Raw genomic sequence first — 15,749 nt, 5'->3', positions numbered from 1 at the left:
ACAAGCAAGGTTCGCGCCGTGGGCGTATGTCAGTCGTAGTGAATGGGCTTCTATTTGAATTTGAGGATGAGAAAGCTGAGACACCATGCACATAAACTCCAATCTAGCCAGGTCCAGCGGGACTGCACAAATTCACTGGGCCTCTTGGTCAGGGCAAGCCCCTTGGTCAGGGTTGCAATGGTCAAATCCTGCGCCGTACGCAAGAGCGACATCATCAAGGGCACCAAGACATATTCCAGATAGCGATGAGGCTGGACGAAAATCGCACGTTTGCGAAGAAACATCCCCCGCGTTTTCAAGGACGTTTGGATCACTCGAACCTCTTTTTTAATCAGAGGCAAAAAGCGAAACATGACGCCGAGTGTCAGTAGAAAACTTTCTGGCAAATGCCATTTTCTGAGACCATGAATCAATTCGTAGGCCGAAGTGGTAAGAAGCAGAAAATGCCCAGCCATTAGGGGAACCCAGATATGGCTAAGCATAAAAGTAAAGCGAAACAGCCACATGGGCAAACCGTCCACTTGACTGAGCTGGTAGACTACAAGATAACCTAGCACGGTCACCAGTGCCATCTTAAACCGTTGCAGAAGAAGGGCACAAATGGCGATTCCGATGAGCAAATACCCACGCTCCCAGGCTGTCAGGTGCATGCCGTAGGTGATTCCTGTAAAAATAACCAGCACTATCTTACTCCTGGCATCAAACGTCATTGTAGTAACCCCGATTTTTTGAAGGATTTCGCAACCATTCCTTGGCCTAAAAAGGCTCCAATCAAGGCTCCTACGACAATCGTTGCCGATAAGCCTAACACATTTCCAACCGTAAAATCAACCATGACACGGGCAATGTATTCGGCTGACTTACCACGTGCCATCAGATTCGCCACATAGGCATCTCTCATTAGCCACATGAGAATAATCGGTCCTAGATTTCCGAAAGAAAAGACGACAAAACTCACAGTGTTCAACCACTTTTGCTTATATTGTCCTTGTTTTGCAATCAGGTCTCCTAAGATACCGAAAAACAGGCTTGGTACAAAGGCTGCTGTCATGTAGCCTGACATGAAAAAGAAGCAAGCCATGACTGCACTCACAAGGCTGATGGAGCCAAATTTCCCGACCTTTGCGACTAAGAGCATGTAGACAGGGCCTCCTAAAATCGCTGCAAAGGCTGGCGCATACATCATATTACCCGAACGGTCAAAAATTGCTGCCACCAAGGTCCCGAGCCCTACACACAGGAAGTAGAGGGCTGCAAAAGCCCCTGTCACCATTATGTCTTTCACTTTTAATTGTTTCATTCGTTTCTCCATGTTATCTAAGGATTGAAATATCCTCTACTCCTAAACACTCCCACGCAGGAGGCTTAGCCATCTGCTTCAAATGATACTATCGTACCACGAATTCCTACAGGTGTCTAGCTTTCTCCGCGCATCACCAGTCCTTTATCAACCCTGTATATCTGATCCGCACAGGCCATCGTGCTCGCCCGATGCGAGATTAGAAAGACGAGACCACGGCATTCCTGCTTGATGAGTTGAAGAAACAAGGCTTCATTGAGCGAATCCAGATTGCTGGTTGGCTCATCAAAAATATAGCAATCTGCCTGTTTCAACAAGGCCCGCATCAACTCAAGCCGCTGGGCTTCACCCGCAGAAAAGCTCGTCATATCTACAACCGTATCTAAGCCCGCTTCCGCTTCTAGAATGCGTTCCTTCATCTGACATTTTTCTGCCAGAGCAAGAATTTCCTCATCTGAAATATCCCTACGTCCCAAGACGAGATTTTCACGAATGGTCTGTCTGAAAATCTGAGGAACCTGGGGAACATAGGCAAAATGAGCCTGTAGCAGACTAGGGTGCAAGGTGTTGCTATTTCGCTGGTTTAGGTGAATCGTTCCTGCCTGCCAATCATACCAGCGCATCACCAGTTTCATCAAGGTCGATTTTCCCGCACCTGACGGACCAACAATCCCGACAATACCGCCCTGAATAAAGTCGACAGATAGGCCATCATAAATCCGTTTTCCGTCATCTGCATAGGCAAATTCCACATCTTGCAGCTGAATCCTCTCGATGGTTTCCTGCAAGACCCCTCCTGTCTTTTCCATCTCTGGCTCATCAAGGAGAGCAAAAATATTGCGTCCCGCATTCATGGCCCGTTTAAATCCAAGTGGCAAGCGACTCAATTCTAAGAAGGGGGCAAACGAGCTCGTAAAGGCAACTAGCAACGACAGCCCCGTAAAAACGCTCAAGTCTCCCATATTGACAAGCGCAAGAGTTCGCCAAGCAAAAACTGTTATGCCAAGACCAATCACCGCAAAACTATAGGCTTGTTGCATAAAGTTCGTCTGGGCCACCTGTCTTTCCCGTGCATTGACTTGCTGACTTTGCACCTGCAAAGCTGCCGTGTAGCGCTCCATCTGTTGGAATTGAAGCAAGTCCTTGACTGCTTTCAGCCCTTGCAGGAAAGAAGCCACATAGGCTTTTCGCTCCTGATTTTGCGCCTGTAAAATCGGTGTCAGGCGTCTAGCGAATTGATTGGGGAGGACGAGGGCAAGCAAGACATAGGCCACAAGCGCTAGAAGTGCTAACTCCCACCGATACCAAGCCAAAGAGACAAACATGAGAACCGCAACCAGAATCCCTGTTGAAATGGGCGCCAAGGTGTGGGCAAAAAAGATTTCCAAGGCCTCAATATCCTCACCAATCATCTTGAGCAAGACCCCGCTGTCTTGACGGTCTAGTTTGCCCGGTGCCAAGGCCCGCAATTTCGCAAACATCATCTTCCGAAAGGCTGCTAGACTATGAAAGGCTACATAGTGTCCAAAATAGTGTTCACCATAGCGAAAGGCACCGCGCAACAAGCCCAGAATCACCAAGAAGCCCAGAAATATCCCAGACGGGGCCTGCCCTCTTTTCAAGGCATGTCCTGCCAATTGTACCAAGAAGACGGGAATGACAACGGTTGTCACAAAGCCCATGACCGCAAAAAGCACTGCCAGCCCGATATAGGGAATCAAATGACTCATAATCTTGATGAGACGTGGAATGACAACCCGTGTTGGGTATCGTTCTTTATCCATAAACAGCTGCCTCCAATTCTGCCTGAGTATCTACGAGGTGACGAAAAGCTGGATGCTGAACATACAATTCTTCAGCCGAGCCTACAAAACTTTGATGATTCGCTAGGAACAGCACCTCATCTGCCAGATAGACCTGCTTCATCTTATGGGTAATCATCACGACAATGGCCTTTTCTGCAACTAGCTGGATTAACTGATAAATGAGCGCTTCGTTATCTGCATCAACGCTGGACGTGATTTCATCAAAAATGTAGAGGGAACGCTGGGCTAGAATAGCCCGCGCGCAAATAATCTGCTGGCGTTGACCAGGGGAAAGAGATTGCCCATTTTCGCCCACTATCGTATCTAAGCCGTCTGGCAGAGTGTGGATAAATGGTAAGACACCATGCTTGTCCAACCAATTCATCATTTCCTCTTTTGACCAGTCGCAGGCCATGGCGAGGTTGTCATAAATGGACTGGTTCAAGAGATAGGATTGACTTGACACATAGAGAACCTGACGGTTGATGGCTGCTTGTGATAGGTCTGATAGTGATCTTTCGCCAAATACAATCTCGCCTTTCTGAGCTATCAAACGTTTCATCAAGAGTTGAGCCAAGGTCGTTTTTCCTTGCCCTGATACCCCAGCAATCGCATAGACATGACCAGCTGACAATTCAGCGTTGACATCGTGCAAGACTTCCTTGTCTCCATAGGAGAAGGACACATGTTGCAAACGAACCTGCTTAAAGTCTTCTAAATGCGCAAGCATCTCCGCACTTTTTTCCTCTATACTATCTAAAAAACCAAAGATACGGTCTGCCATCTTGGTATTCATCATGACCAGGTGCATACCGTAACCTTGCTCTCGAATCGGTGCAAAAAACTCTGTCGCAATCAATACAAAAAAGATGAATTGGAACAAGGACAACTGCCCTGCTACTAATTGCCCAATGGCTACAAAGCCTGAGACTCCGATTCCCAGATACATAACAGCGTCCATATAGCCGACCGCCTGCAATTGAAAGCCCAGCAATTCCATGGTGGCATCTCTGAAATCCTCTGCTTGCTCATTGAAAGTCTTTTCATAGACTGCGTCCGCCTGATAGGCGTATAAGGTATTTAAGCCCTTCAAATCGTCCAGAAACAGATTGCCAACATCCATATAGGAAGCCCAGTAGCGGTTCATAATCCGTTGCGACCGCTTTTGCATGAGGATAATCGAAATAGGAATCAAAGGCAAGGCCAACAAAAAGATGACACTTCCGAGCGGAAACAGCCAAGCGACCAAGAGCAGCACCGTCGTGCAATTCAAATAGGTCCTAAGCGACATGGTCAGATAATGGGAATAATACGTATCCAAGCTATCAATTCCCTGTGACGCAACGGTAAAAACATCTGCTGCGGTTGTTTCCGACTCAAAATGACCGTCCCGTGCAATCAAGGCTCTAAAAAAGGATTTCTTTATCGCATCGCGGGCAAACTGAGAGCCTATGCCCTGCAAGCGTTTGGCAAAGATTGCCACCGCAAAACCCGCTAGATTTAAAGCAACCAGACGGAGCAAAAAATTCCCCAAATCAAGCGCAACTCCTGTGGCATAGTCCGCAACAGCTCGACTAATCCAGTAAAAACTCAGAATCCGCACCAAGAACTGCACCCATGACAAAAGAGCAGCCGCATACACCACCTTCATCTTCGGTCCTATCTGCTCCTTCAATCGTCCCAACAAATACTTTTTCTTCTCTCGCGATATGCTTTGGGCCTGACTCACTCCCTTACTCCCTTCCATGTTTGTGACTATTATAACATTCTTTGAATTATCTGTAAATTCTAATCCATAAAGAAGCGAGCGACAGACTAAATACTCTATGGTATAATAAACATATAAACAGATTTTCTCAAACCACTGATGAAAGGAAACCATATGAAACGGATGTCTCAACTCTCATACATGGCAGCCATGACACTCTTGACCGGCGCCCTAGTGTTAACAGCCTGTACTTCAAACAGTACCACTTCTACAAATAGCTCGTCAGCCCCATCAAGTCAAAGCAGCTCAACAGCTTCTGAAGAAGTGAAAAAACCAACGCCTAAAGATGATAAAAAGGCCTATGCGAGTGCCCTTGAAGACTATCAAAAAATCATGCAACATAGCGCTACTTATCCAAAGGACCTCTCGCACATCAGAGAATTACTGGATAGCCTATCCATCGAACTGAATTCTTGGGTAGTCGAAAGTGCCCTCTTCCAACCAAAACAACTACGCTACACCTTCCTCGATCTCAACAAGGACGGAAAAAACGAATTACTCGTTGGCACTATAAACGACAGTCAGCAGGTCTTTCCTGTCGCCCTCTATTACTTGAACAATGACGCACCTGCCTTACTGGCGCAAGGTTTTGTCGCAGGAAGTGGCGGGGCACGAAACGCCTTTACCATTTATCAAAACGGCGATGTCGTCAGCGTGAGCTGGAGTTCGGGGACAGGTGCAGGTACAGCCACACTCTACCAATTTCCAACAGGTAACAGCCAACCAAAACAAGCGAACCAAAGCGAGTTTCAGCTTGGGCAGGATACACTAGACCAACTATTTGGCAAATCAAAAGCGGAAGAGTTGGACCTGTCAAGTCTCAAATGGGAAACATTCGAAGCCCCTCAAACAGTTGCTTCCGCCACGGATACCACCGCTAAAAACATGGACATCAATGCCGTAGCAGCTGGTGATTTCTCAAGCCTAGTAGGTACTTGGAAAAATGGACAGGGCAAGGTTCTGACAATCAAAGCAGACGGAAGCGTGATTTATGCAGAATATCCAGACCAGTCTCGCCACCTCAATTTGAACCATGCCAAAATCGAGAACGGCCAACTCTGGGCTGGCATCGAAAATCCTAATGTTATGGCATCCGCAATTGTTCCAACGATTTTTATTCCTAAGGGCGTAGCGATTACACCAATTGCAGACAATGCAAACGACCCGACAGATCAAACCAAAGACCGACTCTTCTCCACCCAATACCTCATGCCAGCAGATATCCTCGCTCAGGAAGTGTACTACCGTGTAGAATAATATCAAAAGCTGTACTGGAAAATCCCGTACAGCTTGTTTATACTCGTCAAAAATCAAAGTCTGACGTCGTTAACTCACCTTGCTCCAACAATCTGGGAGACTGTTGGAGGTTGGAAATAGGGATTATGCAATAATCCTCAGCTAACCTCAGTTCTACCTGCGATTTCGAGGAGGCTAGCAATGCTAGCCTTATCTCCAGCCTTTCACAATTCTCAATTGTGAAAGCTAGTCAGATTTTGATTTTTATAGAGTATTAGTTATAAAAAGTCTGAATGACATTTTTCACCACAAATCGAACATTTGTAAGCGTGACTTCTGTCTCCATAGCCCTTTCTAAGGACTGGACACTGGTCTGAATCGAATAGGTGGCTAGAAAATAGTTGTCACATACAGCAACAATACTACTGCTATTTTTATCTTTTTCACTTAGTAATACAGTTGCTCTTTAAACGGTGAAATTGTTCACTTACCTCCAACAAGCGTTCATAACTCAACTCAGAAGTATTGCCAACTTGACAAAAAGCCTCAGGCAACTCTTCATCGCTGACTCCTATAGAGATACAACCTGCTTTATTAATCGCTTCAATTCCTGCCACGGAGTCCTCAATTCCAATACATTCGTCAGCAGAGCACCCAAGAGCTGCTACCGCTGCTAAAAAGATATCCGGCGCAGGCTTTCCAGCTACAATCTGATGAGGATCAATAATCGTATAAAATTGGGATTTCAAACCTAACTTTTCTAAAATAAATGGGGCATTTTTGCTAGCGGAGGCAAGTGCCATACGAATCCCCCTCTTCTGTAAATCTAAAATTAACAAGGCGATTCCAGGTAAAATCTCATCTTTGGATATATTAGCTAAAGATGCCATATATTGCCTATTTTTTTCATCACACAAACCCTTAAATGTTACTTCATCAACTGTTTTACCAATATGCTGCAATAATATCATCAGCGATTCTTCCCTACTGACCCCTTTCAAATTGGCTTCTATTGTATCAGGAATATCTACTCCAAAATGATTCCATATCAATTGTTTCCAAGCAGAAAAATGATACTTTGCTGTATCTGCAATCACTCCATCCAAATCAAAAATAACAGCCTTCATTTTTATTTCCATTCTTTTTACTTGTTCATCAAACTATACATATAGCACTTTAAAATATTTTTCACCACAAATCGAACATTTGTGAGCGTGACTTCTGTCTCCATAGCCCTTTCTAAGGACTGGATACTGGTCTGAATCGAATAGGTGGCTAGAAAATAGTCGTCAAACGCCTCCACATCTGTCGCTACACTACCACAAACTGCAATCGTTGGAACACCTGTAGCGCGAGCAAGAGTCGCCACACCGATTGGCACCTTGCCATTCAGACTTTGACTATCCAAACGTCCCTCACCCGTAATGACCAATTCTGCTCCTTGCAGAGCTTCCTCAAGACCAATTTTTTTCGCAACGAATGGAAAACCTGCCTGGAGCTCTCCGCCCAAGACCACAAGCGCACCACCTAGACCGCCAGCCGCACCTGTTCCTGGAATTGCCTGCAAATCAATCCCCTGTTCTTCTTTCACCGTTTGCACAAAGGCAAGAGCTGCAGTATCCATCAACTCAACCTGCTCTTGAGTTGCTCCTTTTTGTGGACCAAACACGCGCGCATAACCTTCCAAACCTGCATAGCTATTTTTCACATCCGTCAAGCCAATCAACCGCACAGACCGCAGACGCTCTTTATCCTCTTCTGTCAGACTATCAAGTAGACCCCTGCCACCATCAGATGTCCCTGTTCCGCCTAGCGTGATAATGATTTCCCGACAAGAACGACTCAAAGCATCCCTGATGACAGCGCTCAAGCCAAGACTAGTTGCCACCTCCACAGTCGCAGGCGTCGGATGTATCTTCTCAATTCCTACTACAGAAGCTGCCTCGATAAAAGCCGTCTGCCCCGACAGGAAATAAGAAGCCTCAATCGGACGCTCCAACAAATCCACAGTCGAAACAGGAATCAACTCCCCATCAGCCACCTCCATCAAGGCTTCCAAGGTCCCTTCACCTCCATCTGCAATGGCAAATGTTGCAACCTCTGCTCCTGCCAACACTTCCTCAGCCGCCTCCCGCGCAGCCTGATTTAACTGCACAGAAGTCGCCGAACCCTTAAACGAATCGATTGCTATGATGATCTTCATGTTGATACCTCGTTGGATAAGAATGTTGTTGGTGATTTTAGTATTTCGTCTTTATGTTTCTCATATATACGGAACTGCTGTAAAATCGCTATGATCGTTTACAAAACTATACATTGGAATCCCATAGCCTTCTTCAGAGAGATTCTCAAATAAGGTTTTTGCAAAAAATTCCACCCACTCGCTAGCAGGCTTAACTGCATCATCAGTCTGAGGCGTCAACCAAAATTGAGACACAGGCTTCATAGTGCTTAAGTCAATTGCAATTCCAATCATCATATCGTAAAAATCAAAAGATGCACAAAAAGCTCTCACATTATCACCAGTAGCTTCAATTACGAGTTCAGGTGGAACTTCCATCATTGTAATCATCATGTGCCCAGTAATTTTTCCATTCTCAGCTTCAAATCTGTCTAGCACCCCCTGCTCACGGAGAGCATTCTCTGCAGCTGCAAACATTTCTTCATCCACTAACATAGTAATATCCCCATCATATATTCTTTATAATTATTATATCATTATTACATTAGAAATAAAGGTATTTTGTAACCCGAAACACAGCAAGCGCAACGTTCACCCAAAAACACCCCATGGTGGGAACCATGAAGTGTTGATAAAAGCTGATATATAGCCGTTTCTTAACGTTTTGAGAATTGTGATGCTTTACGTGCTTTTTTAAGTAACATAAATCAAATATAGATAAAATCCTATTAAACCAAGTTTTCAAAACTCATTTTCATTAAATATAAATACTTATATCCCAACTCAACAACTAGTGGATTACCATTAGATTATCAAAAGTCAGTTTTCGGAACTTACATAATTGCGGAAATCATGTGTTTACTTTACTTTTTTGTATATTCGTTTTATAATGTATATACAATAGGAGGTAGAATCATGAATGTTATCTTGAGAAAAACTGGAAATAGTACTGTCATTACAATTCCAAATAAAATTAAAGAAACGCTTGGAGCAGAAATTGGAGAAGAAATTGAATTCGTTACTTCGGGAAATACTGTCATCATTCGTAAAGCTGAGCCAAAATTTGATCTTGATAAAGAACTAGAGAAAGCTATGAATCAATACGATGAACTATTGAAAGAATTGGTGGATAGATGAGATATCTAACTGCTGAAGATATCATCAAAATCAATGTCATGGTGATTGGTAAATATTCTCCTAAGGAACCTATTGGCATTGCCGATCCAAATAGTCTTCAGATGATTGTTGAACAACCAAAACAAGAAATTTTTGGAAATATTCTCTATCCAGATATCTACAGTAAAGCCGCTATCATCTGGATTAACTTGATTAAGAAACATCCTTTTTACAATGCCAATAAACGAACCGCCATTCTTGCTTTGCATATGTTTCTGGCAATGAATGGTTATCAATCCAATCTTTCGTTACATGATGGACTTGAAAAGACAATTGAGATTGCTACGTTTCAAGGCGATTTCGAAGATTTAAAGAAAACAATTATCCACTTCCTCAAACAAGATGGAAATGTAACAAAATGATAATCAAAAAGTGGTTGTCAACTTTTAGTTGAAGACCACTTTTTTGTATCTTACTGTGTTCATAATTGCCAATAATACTCCTGATTAAGTATTCAACTGACAATATACTTTACCCCATCTCCTTCACTTTGCTTTCAATAAAGTCAATTTCCTCTTTCGACAACTCATATTTTCGATAGAGCTGCTGGTCAATTTCAGCGATTGATTTTGACCAATCAATATCGGAATTTGGTGTGAAATCTTGGAGTGGAACAAAACGATATGTTTTACGAGTACCATTTTGATTAGCTTTTGCTAAACTAATAAGGAATCTGATGAATTTCGTCTTCAAATAGGTTGCAAGGTTAACAGCTCCATTTTCATCTAACAACATCTCACCTCCAACGACTAAATAAGTTTCAGTACAAATACTTCCCGGGTGAGATATTATTGTATTTAGGTTATCATCGGGTAAATCTGTCCCAATATTATTCGCAAATGCTGTCAAAACTTTATATCTACCAACTAGGTCTGAGTTCCTTTTTATATCACTTAGTGTACAGTAACCAATCTTCCCCTTGCTTGCATAAATTTTAATACCAGACTGAATCTGTTTAGCATTCAATTTAGTTGTTGTTGAAAAACCAAATGGATTACGTTCTGAAACATAATTATATAGCATATTTGAACTATTCTCATAATTACTGTCTACAACATTTCTAGCTATTAACTTCTCAAGTAATCTATACGAAGTAGTTTCTGATATAAATAAATTGATGCCTCCCAATCTGTAAGAACGATAGCCTGTATCTATTAATTGGTTATTCTTATAAGTATTGACTAGTATGTCATTCTTGTAATTATTAAATTTCCAATCCCAAAGGAAAAAGTTCACACCTCCCCTAAGATTTACATTTGTAAAAACATCATTCGGAGTTATATAATTGTGAAACTCTTTAAAATGAGAATCTTCTAACATGCGTGTTCTAAAATCATCCAACCCTTTTCCTCCTAAAAACCAAACGCTAGGAGTAATTAGCGTGATATATTTAGGAGAAAGTCTAATTGCCAAATCAATAAATTTATTGTAAAGTGGTCTAGCACTTCCACTACCTGAATCATTGTCCGATTCCTGATACGGAGGATTTCCTATCACTACATCAAATTTCACCTTGTTAAATGCCTCCTCAACTAGCTGCTTGCCTTTTTCTATATCTATTTTTAGGGTATCAGTTAGATTTTCAATGTAGATCACATTAGTCTTGTAATTCCTATACCCTGTCAGCGTTCGCTCGGTAATCGTCTTCGCCATTGGCGTTTTCGCAATAGCATAGATATTATTCTCTAAAATTTCCTGATAAATGTTATCAGCTTCAAAGTGATGATCATCATTGTGATTGACTCGTTGATAATAAAGACTAATAGCACTATGAAGAGGATAGAGTCCTGTTTTTGAGTTGATATCTAAGATTTTACTTTGCGAATGATAGACTTCACGTGTTATATCTGTTTCAACCCAATGGAGACTAGAGATAGCACCGTCGGTTGTCGAGGTAAAGTCATCATCGTAGAAATTAAGACCACCGACACTTTTAACTGTTTGCATATTAACCACACGCCATGGGGTCAATACTGTTTCCTTATCAGGATTTTTAAAAGATCCGAACAATTCAGCAATTCTTTCAGCTCGCTCCACAAAGTCTAATGAATCGAAAGATTTAGCTCGCTGGCGAATAATACGCCCCGCTTCAATGAAGACTTCAGCATCATAGTACTTGGTAATCTCCCTAAACATGCCTTTGGTGAAACCTTTTGGCATAAACTCTTTCCAAGACTCATCATCGACCTTATTGATGAAATCTTTAATGGTGATGTCCTTATCTAAATCAACTTCCATCCCGTAAATCATCATTGGAATACGGATAGACACTCCACGAAGAATCGATATCAGTTTTTGTCTATCTTTCTTTGCTTCCTTGATTTTTTCAATAAGAGCCTTTTCTTCTGCGCTACGCTGTCGAGCTGGCTTTTTCTTAGCTTTTTCACCAGCTTCATATTCTTCATCAGTCAAGCCAGTCTCATTGATTGTTACGGTATTGTTGACTGTTTGTTTTTGCGTTTTTCCAACGATACTATTCAATTGATGAAAGAGGCTAGCATCTTCAGCTGTTACTGTTAATAGATTGTCATTATAAAGACTATCGTCTTCAAAACCTGAACGCACTGCTTTTTCAGCATACACCTTTTTTAGCTGTGTCAACATGCTATCAACATTATAGTCTTTCATGCCTGCTTCTGAACTACCAAGGATTGGTAAAAAGTTCAAAAGGTTTGTCATCGCTTGTTTTTGGTCTGCGGTATTTGTCTTACCGACACCTGTGTTAATCTGAGCACTTTCCGCCATAACTGTTAAAGCACGATCTGGAGCGAAGTCAAAGATATAGCAACGTTCTTTTTTACCTAGCTTTTCATGTGAGTAAGGTGTTTGTGCCCGAAAAGCAGCTTGAAGATAGCTCATGGCACTATTGGTATTTGATAGGAACAGAACCGCTGTCCATTGTGGTACATTGACACCTGTTGTTAACTTACGAACCGTCAACGTAATGGTCTTAGTTGCAGTTGGGTCATCTGTAATGGCATTTCTGACTTTTTCGATATCCGCTTCATTTGTCACACCGTTATCTGTAACACTTTCTCGAACAACATTCACAATTTTATATTCTGTACCAAAGATAGGATGCTCATTTAAAAGATTTTCAAAAGCATTTGCTTCTTTAACCCCTGGCATAATCCATAAGGTATGGCGTAGCTCATTACGATACACAAGTGTTGAGAATGGGTAATTTGTTTTATTGTCTTCGTTCGTTATATTATCTAGGAAAGCACGAACTTCATGTTTGTAGATAAAATTTCCCTCATCATCCGTTCTGAAGAATTCTCGAAAATTAAAGGATTTACTCTCATCCATGAATTTCGCTTTATTCTTCATCTCAAATGTGTACATCAATACTTTTGGCAAGGAATCATAGGGATTGGGCTGGTCTGGGTGCTCATAGTTCCATTTTATTTTAGCCTGTTGCTCCATGGTGTAATCCCAAGTATAAACTTGATCATCTTCAAATTGATCTAAAATATTAAATGGTGTTCCAGAAAGTTTTAAAATTTTGGTCTTTTCTTTAATAAGCTGGTTAAGGACATTATCACTCAACTCCGTCTGCGTTCCTTCGTGGGCTTCATCAATGATAATCAAGTCCCAATCAACATCGGTAAAATATTTCAAGTTTGTCTTACCATTGTTATAACGTAACAATTGAATAGAAGCAAAATAAATGAATGGTTTATCACCTTTTTTCAAAGTAGTAATATCACCACCTTTATCAACCGAACCGTACTCATATCCTGCCTTATCCATTTTTAATTTACGGTAATCTTCAAACCAAGAATCAGATACCACCGGACGATGGGTCATAATCAACACTTTTTGGAACTGCTCTTCTTTGATCAGTTGTAAAGACGTTATTGTCTTACCAAAACGCATTTTGGCGTTCCAAAGCATGCTATCTTTCTTTTTAAAGACTTTTTTGGTTTTAGAAACCGCTTCTTTTTGTTCGGGACGAAGCTCGATTTCTACTTTAGATTCAGGTAATTCTGCGCTAATGTTTTGAAGATACTCCCGCCCCTCTTTAACTGCCTTAATCGCTTCTTTCGCCGTTTCTAAATCCGTTTCAAACCACTCATTTCCTTCAAGGTATTTAGAATGGGTAATTCCAGAACGTGTTAACACTCTATGAACATCTGTATCACGGAACCAAGATTTAGTTGACTTTTTATAAGCAAGTTCTACCCACCCAAGAATATAAGGGAGACCTGAAGTTGTCATATACTGCTTAATTCGCCTCGGGGCTTCCTTACGCAAGAAATCACTATTTGGTGACCAGTCTGCTTCTAAGTCTTCTTCTGGTATGGAACCCTCTCCAATTTTTTGGCTACCGTCATAAGCATTAAAGAGACCCTTTTCATTTTTTACGGTCTGGATATAGATGAATTTTCTAGTAGCAGTACTGTACAATTCTTGCGCTCGCGGTTCTAAAAATTGATGATACCAATCCGAACTGACATCGGAATCAATATACTGAATCACAAACCAAACTAAAATATAAAATAGTTTATGTAACGAATCTAGTGCATTTTCTTTCGTTGCATCTTTCGGATTGATATTATGGGCGGAATCATTCCCTAAGTCCTTAATTTTATAAAAATAGTTAACGACATTGTCCTCATCAATGTACTCTTTGACAATTCTCAATACACCATTAAAATTGGTCCTTTTAGGAATGTTGATGTCGCGTTTTTCAGCGATTAACCAAGCCGTATTCTCTGCCATTTTTCGTACTTTTACTAAGGTTCCTTCGTAGTCTCCTTGAGTATAGTTCTTTTCAGCCATATTCGCTGTATTAAACAGTTCTGCGGTACCCAAATCAATCTTTAAAAAACTAAAATTTGACTCAACGTTCATAAAACTAATCTCCTAACAAATAAATTTTCTGGATGTTTATCTCTCTAATTTGTTCCTTTTGTTCGCTCTCTTTATCATCAAACTCAAACAAACTTAATTGATTTTCTCCGATACTGCTACTGTCATACTTGACCTCTTCACCAACTAATTCCGCAAAAGCAAAAGGAATTTTTCTGACAGTACTTGGATGCCCTTTGACAAGTTGCCATTCATTAAACCAAATCAAATCATTTGTCAAAGGATGCCTTTGAGTTAAGGTATTACCTCGCACAATATTTTTGTGAATAAGATAATGCGCAGATTTATAGATATCCATTTTACTGCTTAATCTTATACCAAACATCTTTTCATACCACTCTAGATAAGATAAGAACATTCTTGAGCGAGCAACTTCTAAATTATCTTCTAAAAATTCAATACCATAGATTGATGATACGGCTATCAAGGATTTAGTTTTCCAATTTCGTTTATCATATTGGCGAACAACAGAATCCAGCTTCCTCTCTAAGATAGCCTGTAAAAAATTACCATCACCAGCAGACGGCTCAAGAAAAGTAGTATAGATACTCTCACAAGCTTCTTTCACACCTGGTGTATCCAGCATTTTTTGAACCATCCACGATGGTGTAAAAACTTCTCCGTGTTTCTGAACACGATGTTTTGATTTAATTAAATTTTCTTCCAAAACTGACTCCTTAGCTGGTATGTATCTAAAAACTATTATATCATGATTTTACTACCTTGAAGAAGAAAACTTTAGTTTTGCGCTACACTTATCTGACAAGCAGGAGTAGCACTAGAAACTATTTCAGAGGCTCTAACGCATAGCGACACCCTCACTACCAAAACTTACGTTAATACTTCAAATGTTGTCCCAATGGCTGTTGGAGAAATTGCCTATCGAAATCTTAAAAAGTAATGGTGTGAATTTGGTGTGAAAAGTGGTGTGAATTTTGCCAAAAAACGACAAAAAAAGCACCTTGCAAGAGACTTGCAAAATGCTTGTAATCGTTGATGTAAAGCGTTTCTTAACGTTTTGAGAACTGTGATGCTTTACGTGCTTTCTTAAGACCTGGTTTCTTACGTTCTACCATACGAGCATCACGGGTAAGAAGGCCAGCGCGTTTAAGAGAGTCGCGGAAGTCTGGGTCTACTTGAAGAAGGGCACGAGCGATACCGTGACGGATAGCTCCTGCTTGACCTGCATAACCACCACCTACAACGTTTACCAAAACGTCATAGCTACCTACTGTTGATGTAACAGCAAATGGTTGGTTGATGACCAAACGAAGGTCAGCGTGTGGGATGTACTCTTCTACATCTTTTTTGTTAACAGTGATTTTACCAGTTCCTGGAACAAGGCGAACGCGTGCAACAGCGTTTTTACGACGTCCAGTACCTGCATATTGTGCTTGTGACATACTT

13 protein-coding genes and 1 pseudogene are annotated in these 15,749 nt (G+C 41.4%); 4 read left to right on the top strand and 10 right to left on the bottom strand.

All coding sequences use genetic code 11. The features are described from left to right. Nucleotides 1–50: 50 nt before the first annotated feature. From BU202_RS06945 to BU202_RS06930, 4 genes are all read right to left on the bottom strand, one after another. The gene (locus BU202_RS06945; RefSeq protein ID WP_244149030.1) at nucleotides 51–683 is read right to left on the bottom strand and encodes an energy-coupling factor transporter transmembrane component T; all 633 of its coding nucleotides are present in this window, start codon (nucleotides 681–683) and stop codon (nucleotides 51–53) included. Nucleotides 684–706: 23 nt separating this feature from the next. Then, nucleotides 707–1,300, bottom strand: coding sequence for an MptD family putative ECF transporter S component (locus tag BU202_RS06940; protein WP_075105066.1), 594 nt, complete (start codon nucleotides 1,298–1,300; stop codon nucleotides 707–709). A gap of 116 nt (nucleotides 1,301–1,416) precedes the next feature. Beyond that, nucleotides 1,417–3,084: an amino acid ABC transporter ATP-binding/permease protein gene (locus BU202_RS06935; RefSeq protein WP_075105065.1), complete on the bottom strand. Its 1,668-nt coding sequence runs from the start codon at nucleotides 3,082–3,084 to the stop codon at nucleotides 1,417–1,419. Continuing rightward, nucleotides 3,077–4,852 carry an ABC transporter ATP-binding protein/permease gene (locus BU202_RS06930; RefSeq protein WP_075105064.1) on the bottom strand — a complete coding sequence of 592 codons (1,776 nt, stop codon included), beginning with the start codon at nucleotides 4,850–4,852 and terminating at the stop codon, nucleotides 3,077–3,079. Before BU202_RS06930 ends, BU202_RS06935 begins: the two co-directional genes overlap by 8 nt. A gap of 135 nt (nucleotides 4,853–4,987) precedes the next feature. Between BU202_RS06930 and BU202_RS06925 the strand changes: the two genes are divergently transcribed. Next, nucleotides 4,988–6,130, top strand: coding sequence for a DUF6287 domain-containing protein (locus tag BU202_RS06925; protein WP_075105063.1), 1,143 nt, complete (start codon nucleotides 4,988–4,990; stop codon nucleotides 6,128–6,130). A 422-nt stretch (nucleotides 6,131–6,552) separates the two neighbouring features. On the opposite strand, the gene pgmB is transcribed toward BU202_RS06925, so the two are convergent. Genes pgmB through BU202_RS06910 form a run of 3 tightly spaced genes read right to left on the bottom strand, consistent with a single transcriptional unit; the run spans nucleotide 6,553 to nucleotide 8,786 of the window. Next, nucleotides 6,553–7,248 (bottom strand): beta-phosphoglucomutase, encoded by a 696-nt coding sequence (pgmB, locus tag BU202_RS06920; protein ID WP_244149029.1) that lies wholly within the window; start codon nucleotides 7,246–7,248, stop codon nucleotides 6,553–6,555. A 5-nt stretch (nucleotides 7,249–7,253) separates the two neighbouring features. Continuing rightward, entirely contained in the window at nucleotides 7,254–8,312 is a 1,059-nt protein-coding gene (locus BU202_RS06915) for a glycerate kinase family protein (RefSeq protein ID WP_075105061.1), read from the bottom strand. A 60-nt stretch (nucleotides 8,313–8,372) separates the two neighbouring features. Beyond that, on the bottom strand, nucleotides 8,373–8,786 hold the full coding sequence (locus BU202_RS06910) for a hypothetical protein (protein ID WP_075105060.1): 414 nt from the start codon (nucleotides 8,784–8,786) through the stop codon (nucleotides 8,373–8,375). Between the two features lie 420 nt (nucleotides 8,787–9,206). Between BU202_RS06910 and BU202_RS06905 the strand changes: the two genes are divergently transcribed. Both BU202_RS06905 and BU202_RS06900 read left to right on the top strand, forming a co-directional pair. Further along, the gene (locus BU202_RS06905) at nucleotides 9,207–9,428 is read left to right on the top strand and encodes an AbrB/MazE/SpoVT family DNA-binding domain-containing protein (RefSeq protein WP_075105059.1); all 222 of its coding nucleotides are present in this window, start codon (nucleotides 9,207–9,209) and stop codon (nucleotides 9,426–9,428) included. Beyond that, on the top strand, nucleotides 9,425–9,829 hold the full coding sequence (locus BU202_RS06900; protein WP_075105058.1) for a type II toxin-antitoxin system death-on-curing family toxin: 405 nt from the start codon (nucleotides 9,425–9,427) through the stop codon (nucleotides 9,827–9,829). Before BU202_RS06905 ends, BU202_RS06900 begins: the two co-directional genes overlap by 4 nt. A gap of 109 nt (nucleotides 9,830–9,938) precedes the next feature. Here the strand turns inward: BU202_RS06900 and BU202_RS06895 are convergent, their stop codons facing one another. Beyond that, complete coding sequence (locus BU202_RS06895; RefSeq protein WP_075105057.1) at nucleotides 9,939–14,324, bottom strand: Eco57I restriction-modification methylase domain-containing protein; 4,386 nt, start codon at nucleotides 14,322–14,324, stop codon at nucleotides 9,939–9,941. Between the two features lie 4 nt (nucleotides 14,325–14,328). After that, complete coding sequence (locus tag BU202_RS06890; protein ID WP_075105056.1) at nucleotides 14,329–15,009, bottom strand: DNA methyltransferase family protein; 681 nt, start codon at nucleotides 15,007–15,009, stop codon at nucleotides 14,329–14,331. 96 nt (nucleotides 15,010–15,105) lie between these two features. Between BU202_RS06890 and BU202_RS10470 the strand changes: the two are divergent. Beyond that, nucleotides 15,106–15,243 (top strand): annotated as a pseudogene (locus BU202_RS10470) (site-specific integrase); the annotation flags it as partial. A gap of 109 nt (nucleotides 15,244–15,352) precedes the next feature. On the opposite strand, the gene rpsI reads toward BU202_RS10470, so the two are convergent. Further along, nucleotides 15,353–15,745 carry a 30S ribosomal protein S9 gene (rpsI, locus tag BU202_RS06880; protein ID WP_075105055.1) on the bottom strand — a complete coding sequence of 131 codons (393 nt, stop codon included), beginning with the start codon at nucleotides 15,743–15,745 and terminating at the stop codon, nucleotides 15,353–15,355. Between the last annotated feature and the right edge of the window lie 4 nt (nucleotides 15,746–15,749).

The organism is Streptococcus cuniculi, from assembly GCF_001921845.1.
Lineage (GTDB): Bacteria > Bacillota > Bacilli > Lactobacillales > Streptococcaceae > Streptococcus > Streptococcus cuniculi.
Note: the sequence above shows the minus strand (reverse complement) of the source record. Positions and strands in the feature narration are given on the sequence as shown.